Origin of the sequence: Chitinophaga chungangae, from assembly GCF_017742215.1 — a bacterium.
GTDB lineage: Bacteria > Bacteroidota > Bacteroidia > Chitinophagales > Chitinophagaceae > Chitinophaga > Chitinophaga chungangae.
This window is the reverse complement of sequence record NZ_JAGHKP010000002.1, coordinates 936,978-960,076: the sequence shown is the minus strand read 5'-3', so window position 1 is coordinate 960,076 and position 23,099 is coordinate 936,978. Positions and strand designations below refer to the sequence as shown.

The following is a 23,099-nucleotide window of genomic DNA, read 5'->3' as shown; positions in this document are numbered from 1 at the left end:
GTTATTTTCCGGCGGCACCTCCGGCTTTGCCTTTTAATTCGTCTTCGATGGCACTGATCACTTCCACGGCTTCCTGGTAAGCGCCCTGGCGGTGTTCGTTGCTGCTGGCGGGCGCGTACAGGGCCATTTCGCATCGGTCTGTAAGCTCCATCAGTTTTTGCATGGTGGCGGCGCTCACGTTTTGCGCGCCCAGTTTATCGTGCACCAGCTGCTTGCTCAGCTCGGCCATCGGGATCTTCAGTTTGTGGCTGAGGTAACCCCAGGTGGCGCGGGATGTTTCTTCGTAAAATGCTTTGTCTTTCCCTTCTTTCAAATAACGCGCCGCCAGCTCCAGGCGTTTGAGCGCCACGCGGTTGGCATGCCTGTGCCGCAGCATGGCGGCGTTTGTGCTCAGGAATTGCTGGCGCCTGCGGTGCCATGCCATGGCGGCGATGCCCAGCAGCGGCAGCAGCAGCAATATCCAGAAGAGCACCTTGCCAAAAAAGAACGGGCTGTTTTTGCTCCAGCTTTGCCCGCTTACGCGAATGTCCGCCAGTTCGGTGGGCACCCCGAAATCTTCGCGGTCTCTTTTCGTTTGTTTGCCTTGCGTTACATGTATGGCGAAGGGGGAAGATGTGAGTGTTTTATAAGCCTGCGCCGCAGGGTCGAAGTAGGAAAATTCCACCGGCGGCAACTCGTACTCACCTTTTTCCTGCGGCATCAGCGCGTACTGGAACTGGCGGCTGCCGCTAAGCGGGTTGCTGTTCTTTTCGATGTTGTCGGTTACCGTCGGATCGTATTTTTCGAACGCCTGCGGAATGTTCAGCGGCGGCGCGTTCAGCAGGTTCACGTTGCCCTGCCCCGCGATGTTCACTTTCAGCGTAAGCGCATCGTCTGTGCTGAGTTTATTTTTATCGAGCTGCGCCGTCATGGTGAATTTGCCCACCGCGCCGTTGAAGCTGGCCGGGCGGCCTTCAGCAGGCAAAGGTTTCACGGTCACTTTCAGCACCGGGCTCTGGATCTTATACGGCACTACTTCATATTCGGGCGTAGCGAAGGGATCGTCGTTAAAAAAGTCGTCGAACGCGCTGCCGCCGAACGCGTCTTTGAAAAAGGGATCGTTGAACGGATCGTTGGCCGCGCGTTTCCGCTTGCCGCCGAGTTTTACGAAATGCACCTGGTTGTCTACCTCCGCGGGATCAAGTTCCAGTTCGCCGGACTGCAGGGGGAACAGCAGCGTTTTACGGATCACGAATACGTTGAACCTCATGCCGTTCACTACTTCTTCCTGTGCGCGCGGCGGGTTGGGCAGCTCGATGTCTTTCGCTGAAAATCCTTTGAACGCGGGCACTTTGGTAACGTTGGAGTTCGTGGGCAGGCGGGTGTACAGTTTGTATGTCGCGGTGATCTGTTCGCCTTCGTACACGGTGGTTTTGTCTACCTCCACCTTCACGAAAATATTTTTACGCAGTTTGTCTTTTACATCTTCTCCTTCCCTGATCACCCCGGGGTGCGACGAACCGTAGGCGTCTCCGCCATAGCCTCCGCGGCGCGGCGGTGGCTGGGGCTGCGCCTGCTGCTGCGGCAGCTGCGAGCCGGGGCCGCCTTTCACCACTTCGATATTGATGGGATTGCTTTTTACGAGCCGGCCGTCTACCCGCGCGGTGGCGCCGGGAATGGTGTAACGCCCGGGAGCCTGCGGCTGCAGCACGTAAGAATAACCAAGATAGTTGGATACTTTCCCGTTCACGAAAGACGTGCTTTGCATCAGCTCGGGCCCGCGTATCACGGTAAAACCTTTGAACGAGGGGGTGATCTCCCCGCTGAAGTTCACGGGGTTTTCGAGCAGGAACTGCACACGCACCATTTCGTCCATCGCAATTACGTTGGCGCTGCTATGGGTGGTGAAACGGAACTCCTGCGCATAGGCGGAAAGCGCTGCAGAAAGGGAAAGCAGCAGCGTGAATAAACTTTTCTTTACAATGACAGTGTAGACCTTCATCCTGGAAACAAATTTAACCAAAGCCGCACCGGCGTACGCGCGCTGTGAGTTAAAAGAAAGTTAAAATAGTAGCAAAACAAGCCACAGGAAAGAGTTTCATCCTATATCGCCCAACATCGGGCGCATCAGGATGTCTTCGATAACGGCCTGCGGGCTGAGGTTATACGCGGCCCAGATCATATCCGCCACATCGCGGGCTTCCATGAGCCTGTCCGCCGGCGCTTCGAAACCCTCCCAGCTGGCGGTCCATACCGGGCCGGGGCTTACCGAGGTCACTTTTACGTTGAACGGTTTCATTTCTTCGCGCAGGTTTTTGGAAAAGCCCAGCAGCGCGAATTTCGTGATGCTGTACGATCCTCCGTTGGGGTATGCTTTATGGCTGGCGGTGGAGCAAAGATTAAACACATGCCCTTTGCGCGCCGCTTTCATGGCGGGTATGAACGCACGCGTGAGATGGTATGCGCTGTAAAGGTTCACGGCCATCATCTTTTCGAGATGCCCGTCTTCTTCCTCATGTACCGCGCCGGGCGTAAAAATGCCGGCGTTGTTCACCAGTATGGCCGGCGTATCGCCGAACGTTTCTTTTATTTTTTTTGCGAAACCGAGCACGGCCTGTTTGTCGCCCATATCCACGGTTTCGGCCAGCACTTTGGCGCCCTGCCTTTGTTGTTGAATGGATTCGCCGGCTTCTTTCAGCACGGCGGCGTTGCGCGCGCAAATGGCAATGTCAAACCCTTCAGCAGCCAGCTTTTCAGCTGTTGCCAGGCCAATTCCCCTGCTGGCGCCTGTAATGATCGCGTACATATTTCTGATTACCGTTTTTAAAGCCCCTAAAAATAACGCAAAAAATACGGAATCGTTAAAATGGCCGGGCTTCCCGCCGATTATCGTAAATTTGCCGTGGAAACACACAGCTGCCAACGCTACAGATCATTATGAGATACAAACATATTTTTTTCGACCTGGACCATACATTGTGGGACTTCGAGGCCAACGCCACCGCTACGCTGCAGGAACTTTACGCCGAATACGCCCTTGAAAAGAGAGGTATTCCGTCTTTCGACACTTTTTACGCGTCCTATTCCGTGATCAACGATAAACTGTGGGACCGCTTCCGCAAAGGTTTCATCAACCGCAACGAACTGCGCACCAAACGTTTCAGCATGACCTTCCTCGATTTCAAACTGTGCGACGACCGGCTTTGCGAAAGCATCGGCGCGCGTTTTATCGAGCTGCTGCCGACCAAAACCGCGCTGTTCCCTCATTGCACGGACGTGCTGGATTACCTGCGCGACAAAAAATATCCCATTCACCTGATTACCAACGGGTTTGAGGAAACGCAGCGGCTCAAGATGAAACATTCCGGCATCAACGATTATTTCACGCATGTAGTTACTTCCGAAACTGCGGGCAGCCTGAAACCGCACCGCGAAATATTCGACTATGCGATGAAACTCTCCGGCTGCACGGCCGCCGAATGCATCATGATCGGCGATACGCTGGATGTGGACATTCTCGGCGCGCAGCAGGCCGGCATCGACCAGGTGTATTTTTCACCGAAACCGGCCGTAGGCATTCAGCCTACCTACACCATCCAAAGCCTGCACGAGCTGAAGGAAATTCTTTAAAAACAACGCAATCATAAAAAAAGCGGTGTTCCGGATATGGAACGCCGCTTTTTCTTTATCGTTAAGTGAATATTATCCTTTGGTGGAAGGTTTGGCTTTTTCGGCCTTGGCCGCGGGTTTGGCGGGTTTGCTCTTCATCGCGGCGGAAGTCCTGGAAGGCATGGGCATGCAGCACGATTTGCCTTCGCCGGGTTTCTGGCAGGCGGCTTCTTTTGCAGGCGGCTTCTTTTTAGCGGCGGGTTTCTCCTGCGCGGGCGCGGGGCCGGCCATCAGTGTAATTGCCGCGAGGGCGAAGAATACTTTTTTCATATTAAAAAGGTCGTGAAGAACTCCAAAACAAGCCCGAATACGTTCATTCCTTTCAGGAAAGACTTCAAACGGCTGCGGGTATTTGTTTTTTGAGCGGGTTGCATAATACCCTGAAGATACTCCAAACCGGTTTAAAAAACTGTTAAAACTTAGCCGAGCTTCGCGATCACGGTCTGGCCGCCTCTTACGGTCTGCTCCAGCGCCACGTTCACTTCGGTGCCAACGGGCAGGTAAATGTCCACGCGGGAGCCGAATTTGATGAAGCCCATTTCCTGGTTCTGCTTCACCTGCATGCCGGCTTTGAGGTAGTTCACGATGCGGCGGGCGAGGGCGCCGGCGATCTGGCGCACGAGTATCTCGTTTTTGCCGTTGCCGATCACCACGGTATGGCGTTCGTTTTCGGTAGACGATTTGGGATGCCAGGCCACGAGGTATTTACCGGCATGGTATTGGCTGAGCTTCACTTCGCCGCTGATGGGGTTGCGGTTTACGTGAACGTTGGCGGGGCTCATAAAAATGGATACCTGCAATCTTTTATCCTTGAAATATTCTGTCTCGAAAGTTTCTTCGATCACCACCACTTTACCATCTGCCGGGGCAATCACCAGCTGTTCGTCCTGGTTCATTTCCCTGTTGGGAATACGGAAAAAGGAAACGATGAAAAGGAAAAAAACCAGTGAAATGGCGGACACGATGTAGCCCGCAACCGGGGACACCAGGTAAAATACCGCGCCGTTGATCAGCGCCAGTATCACAAAGGTGATGGCGATGGTCGCCGTTCCCTCACGATGGATAGTCATTGTTCTGTTTTGTTAATGAAAGATCGCCGGTTTTTTTCCGGCGGTACGAAGGTATGAAGAAAATAAAAATTTATCGCACAAAGAGGCTCACGTATATCCATGCAAAAGGCGCGGCTACCAGTAGCGAATCGAAGCGGTCGAGGAAACCGCCGTGGCCCGGCATGATGCTTCCTGAATCTTTTACGCCGGCCAGTCTTTTCAAGCGCGATTCCAGCAGGTCGCCCGCCGTTCCGAAAACGGCGGCTATCACCGCGAGCGCCACCCAATGCGGCCAGGCCAGGCCCCAGCGGTCTGCGCCCCAGAAATAACCGAACACGCCGGCGGCGGCAACGGCCAGTATCATGCCGCCTACCGTACCTTCAATGGTTTTTTTCGGGGAGATGGACGGGGCGAACGGCGTGCGGCCGATGAGGGAGCCAACGATGTAGGCCATGGTATCGTTGATCCAGATAAAAACGATCAGCAGTAAGGGAATCAGCACGCTGCCTGATCCGCCGATCGTCGTATGCCATCCGGGCACAACAGAAAATGAAACAGGCAATAAACGCAGGTCTACCATCATGCTCAAAGGCGCCGTTACATAAATGAGGCCGAGGATGGAATAACCGATCGTTTTCAGCGAAAAGTTCTTGCTCATCAGGATCTCGCCGAGCGGCAGCAGCAGTATAAAGATAAACGCCATCACAAAACCTATTTCGCCGAGCGTTACGCCGCTTCCGCCAAAATGCCGGTCGGTAACCGCCATCATCACCGCACAGCCCGCAATCAGCAAGCCTGCGCTGTGCCAGGGCGATACTTCGTTATAATCGCCGTCCATCAGGCGCACGAGTTTCACGTACTCCCGCAGGGCAAAAAAGTTGATCAGGAAAAAAAGAAGAAAGAAACTCAATTCATTCCACAGGATGCCCCCAAGCATGATGGCTACGAAAAACAGGGCGGTAATGGTACGCGTGATGAAGGTCTTCATACTGTGCTTACAATATTGGATCGGCCGTAAAGCTACGCATTGTTTTCATTCTTGCCTTCCCGGCTGGCCGCGATCAGTTCTTTCGCTTTCGCCTCGTTGCTGTTATGCACGTATACTTCGTCCATGCCCGGCAGCATGGTCACAAAAGAGGAATCCTGCCGGTTCACGATCACGGCTTCTATCTCGTTTTCTATCAGCATGCCTTTAATGATCTCCGATTCGAAAGACACGTTGCTGGCAAATACTTTTACCCAATCTTTTTCCATATCAGTATTCTTTTTCTGTTGTTGAAATGGTCTCGTCCGGGTATTCGTCCGCTAACCCGTAGGTATACCCGTTCTCCTGCGCCCGTTTATGAAGCCGCCAGATCAGCAGGCCGGTAACGGCGGTGCTCAGCAGGCCGAAATACAGCGGCACATGTTCGTCTGCCATCGCGTCGTAATTGGACATTTTCGCCTGGTAGAGAAACACGAGCACCACCTGCAATCCGTTGTTGAGGAAGTGCGCGAGGATAGAAAGCCAGAGGTTCCCGGTAACCAGGTATATCGCACCCAGCAAAAAGCCCAGCAGCGCGCGGGGCATGAATCCGAGGAACTGGAAATGAATAAAACTGAAGAACAGCGCGGTGATCACCACGGCCACCCAGCCGTTTTTGACCATGCGTAAAACGAGGTTCTGGATCACGCCCCTGAACAGCACTTCTTCGGCGATGGCCGGGGCCAGGGCGATCAGCACCAGGTTCACCACCAGCGAAGCGGTATCGGGCATTTTGAGGATCATTTCCGTTTGCGTTTTGGCATCTTTTTCCAGTTCGGCCAGCACGTCTGGCAGGGGCCAGAGCTGGTTCCATTCACTGAGCAGGCCTACCATGGGCAGGGCAGACAGCATGATCAGCAATGCCAGCGCCACGAGAATGAAAGAAGAACGTCCTTCCAGCCCGAGGTATGCGCCCGGGCGCGGACTGGCCAGGCGGGCGAATATCAGCCCCGGCGTGAGGAACGCCCCCAGCGTGAACAGGAACTGCATGGTTTTGGCGGCGAAAACAAACGAGGGGTCCTTCCATACCGCCGTTTCGTTGATCTGCGTAAACGTATAGCCGCCGCTGATAGCGGGGAATATTATCCACAACAGGGCGCTTGTTACGACGTAACAGGTGAAAAACAGCGTCAGAAGCCAGAATAGCTGGGCCCAGGGAGACGATCTTCGTATTAAGTCCATAAACTATCGCTGAAGTAATTTTGCGTAAATTTACACCGTGTTTGCCAGTTGACCGACAAAATAAAAACGGGCAGGAATAATATGGTGAAAATCGGAGATATAGAACTGGGTGAATTCCCGCTGCTGCTGGCGCCCATGGAAGATGTGAGCGATCCTCCGTTCAGGGCGGTATGCAAAGCCAGCGGGGCAGACCTGATGTATTCGGAGTTCATTTCCTCCGAAGGCCTCATCCGTGACGCGATCAAAAGCCGGATGAAACTGGACATTTTTGATTACGAAAGGCCCGTCGGCATCCAGATCTTCGGCGGAGACGAAGAGCCAATGGCCATGGCCGCCCAGATCGTGGAAGCGGCCAATCCCGACCTGCTGGACATCAACTTCGGCTGCCCCGTAAAAAAAGTGACCTGCAAAGGCGCGGGCGCCGGCATCCTGAAAGACATTCCCAAAATGGTGCGGCTTACCGAAGCGGTCGTAAAGGCCACGAAGCTGCCCGTAACGGTCAAAACCCGCCTCGGCTGGGACGACGATACCAAAAACATCGAAGAAGTAGCCCAACGCCTGCAGGACGTGGGGATCAAAGCGCTGACCATTCACGGCCGCACCCGCACCCAGATGTACAAAGGCAGCGCGGACTGGACATTGATCGGCAAAGTGAAGAACAACCCGAAGATACATATACCCATTTTCGGTAATGGAGACATCTGTACGCCCGAACAGGCAAAAAACGCGCGGGAAAAGTACGGGGTGGACGGGGTGATGATCGGCCGCGCGGCCATCGGTTATCCCTGGATATTTAACGAGATCAAACATTTCCTGTCAACAGGCGAACACTTGCCGCCGCCGACTGTTGAAGAAAGAGTAAAAGTATGCAAACAGCACCTTCGGCATTCCATCAGCTGGAAAGGAGAAATCGTTGGCATACTCGAAATGCGGAGGCACTACACCAATTACCTGAAAGGGCTTCCGCATATCAAAGAATTCCGTGCACAATTAGTAACTTGCAATACGGCGTCAGCAATTGAAGCGGTACTGGATGCCGTTGCATTACAGTACAAAGATCATATATTTGAGAGGACAATGCCCCCAATGGCTGGCTCGGAAGGAACAGCAATTCAGACAGAAAGAGAACTGGCGTGTGGTATCGCGGATTAACCCCGAATTGAATCACCAAAAAACTGCATTCACAATGGCCACGGTTAAAAATCTGAAAAATGAAGTCTGGAAAGACTTGCAGATTAAAAACAAATCTGCCCTGCGCAAAAGGTACGCAGTGTCCAACATGGGAAGAGTGATCAGTTACCACGAAAGCATCGAAGACGGGAAGCTGCTGAACGGTTCTACCGTTGAAGGTTATACGGTGTTGAACATCAAACCGGCGGACACCTATCAAAGCCTTTACCTGCACCGTGAAGTGGCGCGGCTCTTCTCCCCTAAAACCAGCCGGGCGCAGAAATACGTTATCCATCTCGATTTTAATAAAAAGAACAACAAGGTGTCTAACCTCCGCTGGGCCACCAAGGAGGAAATGGAAAGGCACCAGCAGAACAGCCCGGCGAAGCTGGCCTACAAGGAACTGCAGCGCCACCGCCTGAAAGGGCTGAAGCTGAACGTAACAAAGGTGAAAAGCATCAAACGGTTGCTGGATAAACCCGGCAAAAAAACCATGAAGCAGATCGCCGAACAGTTCTCCATCAGCGAAATGCAGCTCTACCGCATCAAAAGCGGCGAGAACTGGAGCCATGTTACCCTGGATTAAAGCCTGAATCTTCAGGAATGATCATATTTTGATGTTGTCTGACAGCGGCCTTCGTACCAACGGGGCCGCTGCCTTTTTAGCCCTTCTTGCTTGCTTCCCCGTTTTGCCGTACCTTACTCTCCCAAATCAGTAGACTATGGCAGACAAGAAAATAGCGATCATCGGCGGCGGAAACCTCGGTTCCGCTATAGCGGAAGGACTTTTAAAGAGCGGGTTCAGCAAACCCGGAAGCATCACCGTCACCAAACGAAATATCGCCACACTGGCCGCCCTGAGCGAAAAGGGCGTGCATGTGGAATCAGATAACGCCAAAGCCATCAGCCAATCTGACGTGGTGGTGGTGGCCCTCAAACCCTACAACGTCAAAGAAGTGCTCAGCGAGCTGCGCGCCAGCTTCGACGCCAAAAAGCAGATCCTGATCAGCGTGGTTACCGGCGTGCTGCTGGACGATCTTGAAAAGATCACCCTGCCCGGCCTCCCCATTTTCCGCGCCATGCCCAACACGGCTATCGCCATACAGGAATCCATTACCTGCATTTGCGGGCGCAACGTTACGGCCGAACAAACCGCTTTCGTAAAAGAAATGTTCGACCAGCTGGGCATTACCGTCAGCATCGACGAAAAACTGATGGACGCAGCCACAGTGCTCGGCGCCTGCGGCATCGCCTATGCGCTCCGTTTTATCCGCGCCAATATCCAGGGCGGCATCGAGATCGGGTTCGACGCGGCTACGGCCAACCTCATTGCAGCGCAAACCGTAAAAGGCGCGGCGGAACTGCTGATCAAGGGCAACCGCCATCCCGAAGCGGAAATAGACAAGGTGACAACGCCCAAAGGCTGCACTATTGCGGGTTTGAACGAAATGGAACACCAGGGCTTCAGCTCTTCCCTCATCAAAGGCATCACCGCCAGCTACGATAAGATCGTGAAAGGATAAACATTCAACTTCGTAGATATAACTAAAAACAAAGGCCGGGATAAGAATATCCCGGCCATTTAGTTAAACCTACAACTGTTACACTGTTCGTAACAATCTTATCACTTATGCAAGTATTTTATCAGTTCATCATCGAAGCAGACGACAGGTCGCGCGCTTCTATCTCCTGCACCGTAGGCGCCACCATGCGCTGGCGGATGTAACGTTTCTTCGAAACGCGGCCCATGCCGAACTTCGCCATCAGTTTATCCACCACCATATACACCACCGGCACCACGATCAGCGTGAGGAACATCGAAGAGATGAGACCGCCGATGATTACCCATGCCAGGCCGTTTTTGGTGGAAGCCACGCCGCCCGTCGCCAGTGCGATCGGCAGCATGCCGATCACCATCGCGATGGTGGTCATCAGGATCGGTCGGAGGCGCGCCTTGTTGGCGTGGATCAGCGCATTGTACGTGCTCTGGCCCTCTTCTTTCATCTGGTTCGTAAAGTCCACGAGAATGATCGCGTTTTTCGCCACCAGGCCTATCAGCATGATCATACCGAGGATGGTGAAGATGTTCAACGTGTTGTTCGTGAGCGCAAGCGCAAGCAGTGCGCCGATGATAGACAGCGGGATGGAGAACATCACCACGAAAGGATAAATGTAGTTGTCGTACAGCGCCACCATGATGAGATACACCATCACGATGGAGATCAGCAGCGCCATGCCCAGCGTGGAAAAAGAATCGCCCTGGTTTTCCGCGTCGCCGCCGAATTTGTACGATACGCCGGTCGGTTTTTCCAGCTTGGCCAGTTTGGCGGCGAACTCCTGCGTTACGGTACCGGAAGGCCGGCCCATCACCTGGCTTTGCACGTTCACGGACGTGTTTTTGTCGCGGCGCTCCAGCCTGCTCGGGCCGGAACCTTCGGTTACGGTTGCGAACTGGCTGAGCTTGATCAGCTCGCCTTTGTCGTTTTTAAAATCGATCTGCGAAACGTCCTGTATGTTTTTCCGGTTGAAATCGTCGAACCGGATGTTGATGTCGTATTCGTATTCGCCCTGGCGGAATTTCACTTTCGAATCGTCTGCCGTGCCGCTGAACGCGGTCTGCATCGTGCCGCCCACGTTCTCGAGCGTAAGACCGAGCGCGCTCATCTTGTCGCGGTCCACCTGCACGTTGATCTCCGGGTTTCCTTCTTCCACAGACAATTTCACCTCGCTGGAACCTTCGATCGTTTTTAATTCGGCCATCGCCACTTTGGCGAAGCGCATCACGCTGTCAAGATCGGTGCCCATCACCACCAGCTCCACCGGTGCGCGCTGCGCGGTGCCGAGAATGCTCACGGGCGTGGTTTTCACCTTCACCCCGGGCAACTGGCCTGAAAGCTCTTTTTTGATCTTCGACGCGAAGATGTCTGAAGATTCACGCAGGTGCTGGTCTACCAGCATCACGGTGATCTCGGATTTGTAAGCGGTGGATTGCGAAGCGCCGAAACCGTCTTCGGAAGTTTGCCCCACGGTAGTGATCAGCGAGGTCACGGCGTTCTTTTTGCTCATGAGCTGCTCCACTTTGCGCGTAGCCTGGTTGGTCTGTTCCAGCGAAGCGTCTTTCGGCATTTCGAGCATCACGATAAACTGGCCGCGGTCGCCGTTGGGGATGAACTCCCCGCCGATGTAACCCCTGCCCACCAGCTGGAAAGAAGCGATCAGCAGCACGATGGAACCAACAATGGTGATGGTTTTATGCGCCAGCGCCCATTTCAGCAGGCCGGTCATCCAGTTCGTGAATTTGTCCAGCTGCCTTTCGAACCAGAGAATAAATTTCTGGAAAATATTTTTCCCGGTCAGGTGCGTGAGCTTTCCGAAGCGCGATGCCAGCAAAGGCACGATGGTGAAGGAGGTGAGAAGGCTTAACATGGTGGAGATCATCACCACCACGCAAAATTCGCGCAGGATCTTACTCACCAATTCGTTCGTCAAAGAAATGGGAAGGAACACCACCACGATTACGAGCGTGATGGAAGTAACGGTGAACCCGATCTCTTTCACCCCGTCGAAAGCCGCGCGCACTTTGTTTTTGCCCATTTCCATATGACGGTAAATGTTCTCCAGCACCACGATCGCATCGTCCACAAGGATGCCCACTACCAGCGACAGGCCGAGCAAACTCATCAGGTTCAGCGAGAAGCCGAACATTTTCATGCCGATGAACGTGGCGATCAGCGAAGCCGGGATGGAGATCATCACGAAGATGGCGTTGCGCAGACTATGCAGGAACAGCATCATCACGGCGGCCACGAGCAGGATGGCGATGATCAGGTCGTGTATCACGGAATCGGCGGATTCCAGTGTGAATACAGACGCGTCGTTCGCGATCTTGATCTTTACATCGGCGGCGGCGTATTCTTTTTCAATTTCTTGAATGGCTTTCTGCATGGCCTCGCTCACGGTTACGGCGTTGGCGTCCGTCTGTTTCTGCACCTGCATCGCGATGGCGCTTTCGCCGTCTACGCGGGCGAGTTTTTCAGCGTCTTTCTGACTGTCCTGCACGTCCGCCACGTCGCCGAGGCGCACCTGCGTGCCGCCGGCAGTGGTGGTGAGCACGAGGCTGCGCAGCTGGTCTACGTTTTTATATTTACCGGCCAGGCGCACCAGTATCTGCTGGTCCACGGTTTTAACCTTGCCCGTCGGGAAGTCCAGGTTGGCGTTGGTTACGATCTGGCGAACCTGGAGAATGGAAAGGCCGTAGGCTTCGAGTTTCTTCGGGTCGATATTGATCTTTATTTCCCTTTCCTGCCCGCCGATCAGCGTGATCTGCGCAACGCCGGGGAGACGGGAAAGCTGTGGCTGGAGTTTTTTGTCCACCAGGTCGTAAAACTGGCGGTCGTCCATTTTAGCGGTGGCGGAAAGGGTCATGATGGGCAGGTCGTCCAGCGAAAATTTATTGAGGCTGGGCGGTTTGGCGTCGCCGGGAAGGTCCGCCAGGATGGCGTTCACCTTCCGCTGCGCGTCCTGCAGGGCAATGTCCACATCCGCGTCGTTATTGAGCTCCACCGTAACCATGGAAAGGCTTTCGGAGGAACGGGAGGTCAGTTTTTTGATCTTTTCCATGGAAGCCACCGCGTCTTCAATTTTTTTGGTGACGGTGCTTTCCACTTCCTGCGGCGAAGCGCCGGGGTATACGGTGGCTATCGTTACGATAGGCGAGCTGAACTTGGGCAGCAGCTCATAGTTCAGCGCCTTGTAGCTGATCAGCCCCAGCAGGGTGAGGATCGTGAACAACACGATCACTACGGTAGGCCGCTTTATCGAAATCTCTGTAATCTTCATCGGTCAAAATTGTTTAGGTAAACGGTCCGGTTATTTGCCCTGCTGTACGGTTACTTTCGCGCCGTCAGTCAGGTTGATCTGCCCGCTGGTGATCACGGTTTCTCCTTCGGCGAGCCCTTCGCGGATCTCCACTTTGTCGCCGAAAATGCGGCCTGCTGTCACTTTGCGAAGTTTTGCGGTATTGTTTTCCATCACGTATACCTGGTTGCCGTTCACGCCGCCCACAAATGCGTTGCGGGAAACGAGGATGGCGGCGGCCTGCTGCGGCATCGCGAAATTGGCGGTGCCGTACATGCCCGCTTTCAGGGCTTTTCCGCTCACGTTGCTCACTTCCATTTCCACCGGGTAGCTCAGCGAAGCGTCGCCTTTGGCGGCAATAAAGGTGATCTTGCCGTTGTATTTGGTTTCGGGGAAAACGTTGGTGGTCACTTCCACGTTGTCGCCGTTTTTGAGATGGATCACCTGTTGTTCGGGAACGCTTACACGCAGTTTCAGGCGGCTTACATCCACGATATCGAACATTTTGGTGCCTGCGGAGAGGTAGGCACCCTGTTCAACATATTTGGCGTTGATGGTGCCGGAAATGGGCGCCTTCACGTAAGTATCGCGGATGCGGCGGGAAGCGGCCTCGTATTTGCTTTGGGCGAGCTCGTACTGAAGACGCGTATCGTCCATTTGTTTCTGCGTAACGCCGCCGGTTTTGTAGGCGCTTTCGTAGCGTTCCTTGTCCACTTTCAGCTGTTCGAGGTTCACTTTGGCGGATTGCAGGTCGGTGCCCAGCAATTCGTCGTCGATGCGCGCCATGATCTGGCCTTGTTTTACGTAGGAACCTTCATCCACCATCAGTTTGGTGATGCGGCCGGAAGTTTCGCTGAGGAATGTAAGCTCGCGTACCGGTTCAAAATTGCCGTTGGCCGCGAAGGCCTGGGCGAAATCGGTGGTGGTCACTTTCTCGGTCAGCACCGGAACATCGCCCGTATTGGCTTGTTTTACGAACTCGGTTTTTTCGGTGTTGGCCTTTTTGTTCGCATTCAGTTTCCAGATGATGGCGGCGAGGGCCGCTATTGTTAAAACGCCGTAGATTAAAACTTTCTTCATGGCTTGCATTAGTTTAAAAGTGAGGGCAGGTTGCCGTGTGATTTGATGAGGTCCAGCTCTGCGAGCTTGTATTGCAGCAGCGCTTCGTTGTAGCTGTTCTGCGCTTCCGCCAGCGAGGTTTCCGCGTTCAGCAGGTCCGTCAGGCTGGCGAGGCCCAGGTTATAATTATTCTGGGTGGAGGCGTACACCTCATCGGCCAGGGATACGTTTTCTTTTTGTGTTTTGATGGTGCTCAGACTGTTCAACAGCACGAGGCGGCTGTTTTCGAACGCGGTGGTCAGTTCCAGTTTGTTCGCTTCCAGCTGTTTGTTTACCTGCGCGAGCGTAACATTGGCCTGGTCTACCCGCGAGCGGCGCGCAAAACCGTCGAAGATGGGGATCTTCAGCGTAAGCCCGATGGAAGCCATGCCGAACCAGTTGGCGGGGGAGCCGCCTTTGAACAGGTCGAACTTGTCGCTGAGGCCGTTGTAAGAGTAGCGGCCGTTGAAGCTCAGGCTGGGGAAATATTCCGCGATGTATGCTTTTTTCTGGAAGGTTTGCAGCTCTTCCGTTTTTTTGAGCAGTTTAAACTCAGTTCTGTTGCTGAGGTCGAAGTTGCCGAAATCCGTTGTCACGGCGGCTTTTCTTTCTATATCGCTGAGCTCGAGGGCCGGCAGCGCGATGTTTTCTTCCACGGCCATGCCCATCAGCTGTTTGAGTTTGTTCTCTTCCACGCGCAGCTGGTTCTGCAGCTGGCTTTTCTGCGTCTGGTAATTCACCAGGCTCACTTTGATGCGGTCCAGGTCGATGCGTTTGGCCAGGCCGTTGTCCAACTGGCTTTGCGTGGTTTCCACGAGCCGGGAAAGTTTGTCGATGTTCGTCTGGATAACGCTCATTTTTTCCTGTTTTACCAGCAGGGCGTAATACAGGCCGGATACGCCGTAGATCACGTTTTCCTTTGTCTGCTGGGTTTGCAGGCTGTAATATTCTTCGCCCGATTTGGCGGCTTTGAGGCCGGTGAACACGCTTTGGTTGTAGATCTGCTGGTTAAGGTCGGCCTGGGCGGTGGCGTTCCAGGTGGTGCCTACTTCCACGGGCATGGGTTTGCCGGGCTCGGCCTGGTTAAAGGCGCCGGGCAATACCATTACCTGTTTTTTCAGGTTGTCTGTCAGGTTGCCGGTGCCGGTAACCTGCGGAAGCGCCTGCGCGCGGATCTCTTTGGTTTTGAGCCTGCCCAGGTCTTCTTCCAGGCGGCTAACGGCCAGCGTCTGGTTATGGTCGAGGGCAAAGCGGAGGCATTCCTGCAGCGTGAGCTGTTTCGTTTGTGCGTTCGCGTTAATCGTTCCTGCGGTTGAGAGGAATAGGAACGGTATGATCCATTTTTTCATGTTACGGTTTGTATGGCGAATGAGTTATGCGTTTAATTTTTCCGGTAAGTATTGTTCCACCACGCGTTGGCCTTCCGCGGTGGCAATGCCGTGTATATAGTGGGCCGTCATTTGTTCCACCACTTCGTGGAGGTCGAACTCCGAGGCGGGATAAAGCAGCGGGTTAAAAAGCGCGTTGAGCTGCAGCAGGCGCATGTGCACGAGAATGCCCGTGTGCAGCGTGGAGCGGTAAAGCCCTTCGCGGATGCCGCGCTCCACGTTGGCGCGGATGATGCCGGTAACCTGCTGCTGGCGGAAGTCCAGTATGGTCTTCCAAGCGGCAGGGTGATATTTTTCCAGCTCGAAAAGCAGTACCGGGTTGGTGATCCGGGCGAGGCGCTCGGTGTGTTTGATAGACAGCGCCAGCTCTTCAATGGCGTTGGCGCCGGCCGTGGCGCATTCCGCCAGCTGCCGGCAGTAACTGCGGGTCATAAAGGCGACCACCTCGTTGATCAGTTCGGTTTTATCCTGGAAATGTTCGTACACCGTTTTTTTGGAGATGCCGCATTCGCGGGCAATGTCCTGCATGGTGATGCTTTTGATGCCGAAGGTGCGGCAGAGCTTCAAAGCGGTTTCAAGTATCCTTTCCCGCATGATCAACTTTTTAAGCCTTTGATGAAAATGTCGGCCAGTTGCACCTGCCACTGTCTCACGGTTTCAAACTCCTCCTCACTGATCTCGTCGGTCAATTCACGGGTAGAGAGCGACAGGCGCAGGCCGATCATGGATTGTATGTAAAGGGCAGCTACCTGGTCCGGGTTGTCTGAAACCAGTTCTCCGCCGGCGACGCCTTTTCTGATGATTCCTGCAACGATGGCTGTCTCTTTTTCACGGGCCAGGCGGAAGGTTTCGTCGGAGTTTAATAGCTGCTTGTCTTTTAAAACTTTAAAAAGTTCCAGGCGGCAGAATTTGCGGGCGAAGTTCTGCCGTACGGGTATCATGTCCAGGAGAGCGGCCTCGGCGTTGGGGGCTTCGGCGGTGCTTTGTTCTATTTCCTGGAAATACATTTCCCCGGCTTTTTCGAGCACGGCGAGGTGAAGGGCGTGTTTGTCGGGGAAATAATAATAAAGGGAAGCTTTCGAGCAATGCAGATCGTCGGCGATCTCGTTCATGGTGGTTTTTGACGCCCCATAATGAGTGAACCGTTTCAGAGCCGCTTCGATGATCCGCTCGCGCATTTCGTCTCTGTTTTCCGTGTGCATTAACTTTCTGACTTTTTTAGTTACAAAGTCAAAATTAGAAACAACTTTTGAATATTAGTAAGCATGGTTGACCATTTAACGGATTTTTAACTATTTTTTGAGGATGGGAGGCTTCGCGGTTTCTGGGGTTTCGGGGGCTTGAGTGTCAGTATTTTAGGAAATGAAGGAAAAAAGCGGAAAAATCAATATTAATTGATAATCAGTTAATTGAGTAATTATTATGTGTTTTACACAAAAGAATCAGGATCGGGTTGCGTTCAAAATAAAATGTGTAAAAACATCATTAATATGTTTTTAGGCGAATTTACCCGCTCATAACTGTTTTGAAGCAGGGGTATCGGCAAAGAAAGAGATTGGCGTTATGAGCCTCAGAATCAATCGATATTTTGACTTAAAATTTATCGTGAAAAATTATTCCGGGCCTTGCTTCACCCAAAATCATCCGGTTGTTGTCTTTAAAATACATGAGACAGATAAAACAACAATGATTGATTCTTGAACCGATACATAAATGACCAGTCCTCAAGAAATAAGAAAATTGGCAAAACAACGCCTGGAAGAAGCTTGAAATATTATTCAAAGCGGGAAAATGCGATGGGGCATTTTATTTAGCGGGGTATAGTGTGGAGCTGACGCTAAAAGCAAAAATTTGCGACCGGCTTGGTATTCCAAATCTTTTTGATGAAACTGACCCGACCTCAAATTCCATTGCCGGAATCGGGGAAATCAGAAAAGCCTTAAAAACGCACAATTTATTTATCTTATTAATCTTCAGCGGATTAAAAGATCAGTTTAATAAAGATAAAGCAACGAACATGCACCTGGCGATCGCAAACTCTTTGCTTTTTCGCTCATGGAATGAAAACGCCCGCTATAAGCCTTGCGGGCATATGGCAAATAAAGACGTAGAAAAAATGATAACTTTGCTTTCAGAAGATAATGGATTTTTATCATGGATAGAGAACAATTAAAAGAACTTTTGATTCCTTTTGCTGCCAGGTGTAGCGAAAAAGGAAAGCCATTATCTGACTATTGTCTTATAGAAGCGTTCCCAGGGGATGCCGCCACACCATTTATCGTCCAGATAAGGGCTCCATGGGTGGAGGAGATGTATTGTTCAGATGCATTGGAATTACTGTTTGGAATACTGTGGGAAACGACAGACGAAGAAACAAGGAGGAATATTTTTACCATCCAGATCATGGACAGCAACGATCAGCTGCACTGTTCAGCCGAATCCGAAATGGTCAGAAAATAACCTGCCCGTATCACAACGCGGCTTTCAAAAAATAAAGGCGCTCCTCCCGGAGCGCCTCCCTATAATAATTACATTAAACTTACTGCAGTTTCTCCAGCGCGGCTTTCAACGCAGCCAGCATCGCCGGGATCTCTTCCTTCACGCAGGTGCCCACGCTCAGGCGGTACCAGGGGGAAGTTTTCGCGGAACCGAATGCATAGAACGGAACCACCGCCAGTTTCGCTTCGTCCAGGATGTACGAGGTTACCGCGCCCTGGTCTTCCAGCACTATGCCGTCGGCTGTTTTTTTGCCGGCCAGGTCCAGTTTGATGGTGAGGTAGATCGCCGCCTGCGGCGCAATGGCGTCTACTTTATGACCTGCTTTTTTCAGCGCGTCGAAACCTTCGTAGATCTTTACCAGTCTTTCTTCTACTTCCCCTTTGAAATGTTTCAGGTATTTATCTACCGCTTCTTTCTGTACAAGGTATTTCGCGGCTGCTTTCTGCTCTGCCATCGGGCTCCATGCGCCAACGTGGGAAAGGATCGCCTTCATTTTGGTCATCACGTGTTTGGGGCCCAGCGCCCAGCCCACGCGTACGCCAGTGCCGGCAAACGCCTTACTCATCCCGTCGATGAACACGGTGTAGTTTTTCATTTCCGGGCGGAGGCTTACCGGGTTGTAGTGCTCGGTTTCACCGAATGTGAGCACCCAGTACATCTGGTCGAACAGCACGTACAGCGGTTTTTCGTCCGCGCCGCGGCTTTTGTTCTCGGCCAGCACCATATCGCAGATCTCTTCCAGCTGTTTTTTCCCGAAAGTAGTGCCAGTGGGGTTCTGCGGAGAGCAGAGCGCCAGCAGCGTTGCGCCTTTCAGCAGGGGCTTCAGTTCCGCCGCCGTAGGCATAAAGTCGTTTTCCGCTTTGGCTTCCAGCACCACGTGCTCGCCTTCCAGGAAGTGCGTGTAGTGATTGTTGTTCCAGGACGGTGTGGCATAGATCACTTTCTCCCCACGGTCTACGATGGTGCGGTAAGTCGCATAAATGATCGGGCGGCCGCCGCAGGAGATCACGATCTCGCTTGCAGGGTCGAAGGTAAGCCCTTCGCGCTCGGCGATAAACTCGCCAACGGCTTTGCGCAGCTCCGCGATACCGTCTGCCGGGGGATAGTTGGTGTATTTGTCCCGGTACGCCTGGCAGATCTCGTTCTCGAACTCAACCGGGATAGGGAACACCTTGGGGTCAAAATCACCGATGGTGAAATTGTAGATCTTTTCACCCTTAGCCTGCTTTTCCTTGATCTCTCCTGCAAGTTTGATAATTTCGGAACCTATCAGCGTTTCGGCTAAATGAGACAGTTTCATAACCCCTGTTTTTGTTTTTAATGAATGATTGTTTTTGCGCCCGCAAAACTAACCGATTTATCAATAATTTAAAAGAAACGGGCAATGGTTTCCAATATTTTCAACATTTTGGTAAAAAACTGTCGTTTCATTCAAAAACGGGCCTTTTTACTGCATATTTAGCAAGAATTAAATTTTCCGCTAATGCTTGCCCCTGCTGTTCCCGATGTGGAAAAGCCGTCCGCGATCAATCGCAAAACTTTATATCTTTAACCTTACATTTGCAACAATTATTAAGTAACCTTATGAAGTTTATCGTTTCTTCCTCTACTTTATTAAAACAATTGCAACAGATCAGCGGCGTCATCAACTCCAACACGGTATTGCCCATTCTCGAAGATTTTCTCTTCATGATCGAAAAGAATGAACTGACCGTTGTGGCTACCGACCTGGAAACCGTTATGAAGGTAAAGCTGGAGGTGGAAGCCAAAGAAAGCGGCCGCATCTGCATTCCCGCAAAGATCCTCATGGATTCGCTGAAGAACCTGCCCGAGCAGCCGCTCACCTTCAACATCGACCTTAACTCTTTCGCCGTGGAGATCACTTCAGACAACGGTAAGTATAAAGTAATGGGCGAAAATCCCGAAAACTTCCCGAAAGAGCCCGCCGCCGAAGACGCGACCAAATTCGAAATGCCGTCCGGCGCACTGATCACCGCTATCAACAAGACCCTGTTCGCTGTCAGCAACGACGATCTCCGCCCGCAAATGACCGGCGTGTTCTTCGAGCTCAACCCGGAGAACCTCACCTTCGTTGCCACCGACGCGCACAGGCTGGTAAAATATATCCGCACCGACGTAAAATGCCCCCAGGCAGACAGCTTCATCGTGCCTAAAAAACCTTTGAACCTGCTCAAATCCGCCATCCCGGACAACGACAGCCCCCTGCAGGTAGCCTACAGCCGCAACCACTTTTTCGTGACGCACGACAACGCACAGATGATCTGCCGCCTGATCGATGCACGTTTCCCCGATTACAAGGTCGTGATCCCGAAAGAAAACCCGTACCGTCTCACGCTCGTGAAAAACGACTTCCAGAACGCACTGAAACGCGTAGGCGTGTTCGCCAATAAAAGCACCAACCAGGTGGCCCTGAGCATCAGCGGTTCTGAACTGCAGCTCTCCGCCCAGGACGTGGACTTTTCCTTCGAAGGCAATGAGCGCATGAGCTGCCAGTACAACGGCGAAGACATGCAGATCGCTTTTAACGCGAAATTTCTCATCGAAATGCTGCACGCGGCCGAAGGAGACGAGATCACCATCGACCTCAGCGCCCCCACCAAAGCCGGCATTCTCCGCCCCGTTGAAAAAACGGACGAAGAAGACCTGCTGATGCTGGTAATGCCGCTACTGATGAACAACTAAAAAGAGCATTAAAAATACAAGGGCAGTTATCGTTTGATAACTGCCCTTTTTTTATTTCGTAAACCGGCCAGGCATTAAACTGCACTATATATTAAACTATTAAGTCATCGGTTTTAAAAGCTCCCATTTTAACAAACAATTAAATCTTTCTTCTTATATAAAGCATTCTATGAATGAATTTCTTGATTTCCCCGCGAGAAATTCCTGCCCTGAAATCCGCCACTATTGGGCAAAATGTCGTAAATTCTAAGTGGATTAATGCAGAATTTCACGTAACTGGTATGACTACACGTCTCAACCCTGAAAACCAATGACCGAATTTTTCGAACATATTCCCTCTTATTACCGTACCGCTTTTCTCGTTGCCGGGCTGGTAATTTTATGGATACTCGAAGGAGTGATTCCCCGTTTGCGTTTCTCCGGCAACCGCTACCGCCATGCCGGCGCCAATCTCTTTTTTACCCTCACTACCGCTATCGTCAACCTCGGCTTTGCTTTCCTGGTCGTAAAAACGTCGGATTTTACCGCGAAAGACCAGTTCGGGCTGCTGTACCTCGTTCAGCTGCCCCTCTGGCTGCATGCTGCCCTCGCCCTGCTGATGCTGGACTTTATCGGCGCGTACCTCGTGCATTGGGTGCAGCACAAGATCGCCTGGATGTGGCATTTTCATAAGATCCATCATATGGACATCGCGGTAGACGCTACCACGGCGCTGCGCCATCACCCCGTGGAATCCGTGTTCCGCGTGGGCGCTTTGCTGGCGGCTATTTTGGTTATGGGCGTGCCCATCTGGATGGTGATGTTCTATCAAAGCCTCAGCGCCCTCATGAGCCAGTTCAATCACGCCAATATTCATTTGCCGCATTGGGTAGATAAATCGCTGAGCTGGGTCATCGTGTCGCCAGACATGCACAAGGTGCATCACAGCCGTCATCAACCTGAAACCGATTCTAATTATGCGAACATATTTTCTGTCTGGGACCGTTTATTCGGCACTTTCGTAACGGTAAAAGATACCGCCAGCCTGCGTTATGGGCTGAACGAATACCAGGATGAAAAATACCGGCAGATAGGGGCTTTGCTTAAGACGCCCTGGGAGAACGTACCTGTACCGAAAAAACAGGTGGGCTTACAACAACAGTAGGGATTTTTATTTGATCACTATATAATACAATTACAATGCACCACCCAACTAGTTTGCCTAAGATTGCAGGATTTGCGTCCATCTTTATCGGTGTGATCACTGCCGCCTTTGCATTCATCAGCAAATCTGCCGAAGCAGCCATTTATTTTGGCGCTGCGGGAGTTTTAGCTTGTCTCGTGTCCCTGGTTATCGCCCGTAAGAATATCGACGAACTGCAAATGGCCGTGGCCGGCCTGTTCCTGTCCATCGTGGCTACAGGCATCGGCGTTTGGCAGCTGTACAACCTGTAACCTGCACAGAAGTGCGTAACAAGTTCCTCTTTTCGGGTGCCGGTGTAATAACCGTACCCAAAAATGAAGAAACCTCCCGAATCCGGATCGGGGAACTTGCTTTGAGCCTATTTCCCCTTCCCCTTCCGCGTATATTTTTCAAGGTACCCCGGCGCGGCCTTCAGCGGGAATAATACCATGGATGTATCGTCCAGCGACTTAACGAGAAGCGTATCGACAGCTGTAACAGGATTTTCAACGCCCTCGGAGTGGCTCCATAAAAACAAAGTGTCCTTTACTAAAGCCCATTTATCGTACAGCAGCGTATGCATGTTGATGGAAGATGCTTTGCCGTTTTTCCGGAGATAAATGCCCTGTGTAAGACTGTCCAGCCCCGGCACCGGCTGCATCCATCTGCCCGGCGCCAGCGTGGAATCGATATGCACCGTATCGGGCGCCACCTTTACCGAATCAGCTTCCATCACAAGGGTATCCGCCACACTGTCCGCCGGCATCGCGGCGGCGGAATCCTGCACGGCTGCCTGCTTTTCGGGCTGCTGGCACGCGGCCATCGCCATCAGGCAGGTCAGTAGCATCCAAGGTTTATTCATACGGTCGATTTTATTCCAGGTTGTTATCAAAGATAATGCTAAACGGCCGGCTATTTGGAATTTGAATTTTACCCCTTAGCTTTGTAGCCACTTTAGGGGTGTTCCGGCCCAAAGCCGGAACTGAGATGATACCCTCAGTACCTGATACAGTTCACACTGGCGTAGGGAAAAGTAATACTGAACTCCTTCTCATCACATCCTTAAAGTTTATTGTTTCACCTAAACTCCTGCAAACATGGAAGTGCTTGTAAACAATAAACTTTATGCGGTGCAGCCGGAAACCACGCTCGCTGCCCTCTTACAGTTTATTCAGCTCACCACCCGCAAGGGCATTGCCGTTGCCGTTAACCAGAAAGTAGTGCCGCGCCTTCGCTGGAGCGACGTTACGTTGCGTCCGGCAGACCAGGTTACGATCATCCAGGCCACACAGGGCGGTTGATCTTTTTTCGGAGCCCGG

General features: G+C 52.3%; 24 protein-coding genes and 1 riboswitch. Of the genes, 10 read left to right on the top strand and 14 right to left on the bottom strand.

All coding sequences use genetic code 11. From position 1 onward, the window contains the following. Window position 1: 1 nt before the first annotated feature. Both J7I43_RS12165 and J7I43_RS12160 read right to left on the bottom strand, forming a co-directional pair. Window positions 2-1,981, bottom strand: coding sequence for a BatD family protein (locus tag J7I43_RS12165; RefSeq protein ID WP_209145951.1), 1,980 nt, complete (start codon window positions 1,979-1,981; stop codon window positions 2-4). Between the two features lie 96 nt (window positions 1,982-2,077). Continuing rightward, window positions 2,078-2,785 (bottom strand): SDR family oxidoreductase, encoded by a 708-nt coding sequence (locus tag J7I43_RS12160; protein ID WP_209145950.1) that lies wholly within the window; start codon window positions 2,783-2,785, stop codon window positions 2,078-2,080. Between the two features lie 131 nt (window positions 2,786-2,916). On the opposite strand from J7I43_RS12160, the gene J7I43_RS12155 reads away from it, so the two are divergent. Next, window positions 2,917-3,609 (top strand): YjjG family noncanonical pyrimidine nucleotidase, encoded by a 693-nt coding sequence (locus J7I43_RS12155; protein WP_209145949.1) that lies wholly within the window; start codon window positions 2,917-2,919, stop codon window positions 3,607-3,609. Between the two features lie 72 nt (window positions 3,610-3,681). On the opposite strand, the gene J7I43_RS12150 is transcribed toward J7I43_RS12155, so the two are convergent. The 5 genes from J7I43_RS12150 to J7I43_RS12130 all read right to left on the bottom strand — a co-directional run bounded on the left by J7I43_RS12150 (window position 3,682) and on the right by J7I43_RS12130 (window position 6,903). Beyond that, window positions 3,682-3,918: a hypothetical protein gene (locus J7I43_RS12150; RefSeq protein ID WP_209145948.1), complete on the bottom strand. Its 237-nt coding sequence runs from the start codon at window positions 3,916-3,918 to the stop codon at window positions 3,682-3,684. A 149-nt stretch (window positions 3,919-4,067) separates the two neighbouring features. After that, window positions 4,068-4,718, bottom strand: coding sequence for a phosphatidylserine decarboxylase family protein (locus J7I43_RS12145; protein ID WP_209145947.1), 651 nt, complete (start codon window positions 4,716-4,718; stop codon window positions 4,068-4,070). A 70-nt stretch (window positions 4,719-4,788) separates the two neighbouring features. Further along, the gene (locus J7I43_RS12140) at window positions 4,789-5,685 is read right to left on the bottom strand and encodes a phosphatidate cytidylyltransferase (RefSeq protein WP_209145946.1); all 897 of its coding nucleotides are present in this window, start codon (window positions 5,683-5,685) and stop codon (window positions 4,789-4,791) included. A gap of 32 nt (window positions 5,686-5,717) precedes the next feature. Then, entirely contained in the window at window positions 5,718-5,951 is a 234-nt protein-coding gene (locus J7I43_RS12135; protein WP_209145945.1) for a putative signal transducing protein, read from the bottom strand. 1 nt (window position 5,952) lies between these two features. Beyond that, window positions 5,953-6,903, bottom strand: coding sequence for a CPBP family intramembrane glutamic endopeptidase (locus tag J7I43_RS12130; RefSeq protein WP_209145944.1), 951 nt, complete (start codon window positions 6,901-6,903; stop codon window positions 5,953-5,955). Window positions 6,904-6,984: 81 nt separating this feature from the next. On the opposite strand from J7I43_RS12130, the gene dusB reads away from it, so the two are divergent. The 3 genes from dusB to proC all read left to right on the top strand — a co-directional run bounded on the left by dusB (window position 6,985) and on the right by proC (window position 9,596). After that, complete coding sequence (gene dusB / locus J7I43_RS12125; protein WP_209145943.1) at window positions 6,985-8,055, top strand: tRNA dihydrouridine synthase DusB; 1,071 nt, start codon at window positions 6,985-6,987, stop codon at window positions 8,053-8,055. A gap of 34 nt (window positions 8,056-8,089) precedes the next feature. After that, complete coding sequence (locus J7I43_RS12120; protein WP_209145942.1) at window positions 8,090-8,659, top strand: HNH endonuclease; 570 nt, start codon at window positions 8,090-8,092, stop codon at window positions 8,657-8,659. Between the two features lie 136 nt (window positions 8,660-8,795). Beyond that, complete coding sequence (gene proC / locus J7I43_RS12115; RefSeq protein WP_209145941.1) at window positions 8,796-9,596, top strand: pyrroline-5-carboxylate reductase; 801 nt, start codon at window positions 8,796-8,798, stop codon at window positions 9,594-9,596. 121 nt (window positions 9,597-9,717) lie between these two features. Here the strand turns inward: proC and J7I43_RS12110 are convergent, their stop codons facing one another. The 5 genes from J7I43_RS12110 to J7I43_RS12090 are packed head-to-tail and all read right to left on the bottom strand — an operon-like array spanning window position 9,718 to window position 16,618. Further along, window positions 9,718-12,912: an efflux RND transporter permease subunit gene (locus J7I43_RS12110; protein WP_209145940.1), complete on the bottom strand. Its 3,195-nt coding sequence runs from the start codon at window positions 12,910-12,912 to the stop codon at window positions 9,718-9,720. A 30-nt stretch (window positions 12,913-12,942) separates the two neighbouring features. Continuing rightward, entirely contained in the window at window positions 12,943-14,010 is a 1,068-nt protein-coding gene (locus tag J7I43_RS12105; protein WP_209145939.1) for an efflux RND transporter periplasmic adaptor subunit, read from the bottom strand. Window positions 14,011-14,018: 8 nt separating this feature from the next. After that, the gene (locus J7I43_RS12100; RefSeq protein ID WP_209145938.1) at window positions 14,019-15,377 is read right to left on the bottom strand and encodes a TolC family protein; all 1,359 of its coding nucleotides are present in this window, start codon (window positions 15,375-15,377) and stop codon (window positions 14,019-14,021) included. A 24-nt stretch (window positions 15,378-15,401) separates the two neighbouring features. After that, window positions 15,402-16,010, bottom strand: coding sequence for a TetR/AcrR family transcriptional regulator (locus J7I43_RS12095; RefSeq protein ID WP_209145937.1), 609 nt, complete (start codon window positions 16,008-16,010; stop codon window positions 15,402-15,404). Between the two features lie 2 nt (window positions 16,011-16,012). Then, on the bottom strand, window positions 16,013-16,618 hold the full coding sequence (locus J7I43_RS12090) for a TetR/AcrR family transcriptional regulator (RefSeq protein ID WP_209145936.1): 606 nt from the start codon (window positions 16,616-16,618) through the stop codon (window positions 16,013-16,015). Window positions 16,619-17,241: 623 nt separating this feature from the next. Between J7I43_RS12090 and J7I43_RS12085 the strand changes: the two genes are divergently transcribed. Then, the gene (locus J7I43_RS12085; protein WP_209145935.1) at window positions 17,242-17,589 is read left to right on the top strand and encodes a hypothetical protein; all 348 of its coding nucleotides are present in this window, start codon (window positions 17,242-17,244) and stop codon (window positions 17,587-17,589) included. Next, the gene (locus tag J7I43_RS12080; protein WP_209145934.1) at window positions 17,571-17,876 is read left to right on the top strand and encodes a hypothetical protein; all 306 of its coding nucleotides are present in this window, start codon (window positions 17,571-17,573) and stop codon (window positions 17,874-17,876) included. Before J7I43_RS12085 ends, J7I43_RS12080 begins: the two co-directional genes overlap by 19 nt. 79 nt (window positions 17,877-17,955) lie before the next feature. Here the strand turns inward: J7I43_RS12080 and J7I43_RS12075 are convergent, their stop codons facing one another. Beyond that, on the bottom strand, window positions 17,956-19,215 hold the full coding sequence (locus J7I43_RS12075; protein WP_209145933.1) for a pyridoxal phosphate-dependent aminotransferase: 1,260 nt from the start codon (window positions 19,213-19,215) through the stop codon (window positions 17,956-17,958). Between the two features lie 284 nt (window positions 19,216-19,499). On the opposite strand from J7I43_RS12075, the gene dnaN reads away from it, so the two are divergent. The 3 genes from dnaN to J7I43_RS12060 all read left to right on the top strand — a co-directional run bounded on the left by dnaN (window position 19,500) and on the right by J7I43_RS12060 (window position 22,052). Continuing rightward, window positions 19,500-20,618, top strand: a complete 1,119-nt coding sequence (gene dnaN, locus J7I43_RS12070; protein ID WP_209145932.1) for a DNA polymerase III subunit beta — start codon at window positions 19,500-19,502, stop codon at window positions 20,616-20,618. Between the two features lie 310 nt (window positions 20,619-20,928). Beyond that, window positions 20,929-21,762 carry a sterol desaturase family protein gene (locus J7I43_RS12065; RefSeq protein WP_209145931.1) on the top strand — a complete coding sequence of 278 codons (834 nt, stop codon included), beginning with the start codon at window positions 20,929-20,931 and terminating at the stop codon, window positions 21,760-21,762. 35 nt (window positions 21,763-21,797) lie between these two features. Continuing rightward, window positions 21,798-22,052: a hypothetical protein gene (locus J7I43_RS12060; protein WP_209145930.1), complete on the top strand. Its 255-nt coding sequence runs from the start codon at window positions 21,798-21,800 to the stop codon at window positions 22,050-22,052. A gap of 107 nt (window positions 22,053-22,159) precedes the next feature. On the opposite strand, the gene J7I43_RS12055 is transcribed toward J7I43_RS12060, so the two are convergent. Continuing rightward, window positions 22,160-22,642, bottom strand: a complete 483-nt coding sequence (locus J7I43_RS12055) for a lipocalin-like domain-containing protein (protein WP_209145929.1) — start codon at window positions 22,640-22,642, stop codon at window positions 22,160-22,162. Between the two features lie 84 nt (window positions 22,643-22,726). Then, a riboswitch (TPP riboswitch) is annotated at window positions 22,727-22,827 on the top strand. A gap of 50 nt (window positions 22,828-22,877) precedes the next feature. Here J7I43_RS12055 and thiS point away from each other — a divergent pair. Then, the gene (gene thiS / locus J7I43_RS12050; protein WP_209145928.1) at window positions 22,878-23,081 is read left to right on the top strand and encodes a sulfur carrier protein ThiS; all 204 of its coding nucleotides are present in this window, start codon (window positions 22,878-22,880) and stop codon (window positions 23,079-23,081) included. Window positions 23,082-23,099 lie beyond the last annotated feature (18 nt).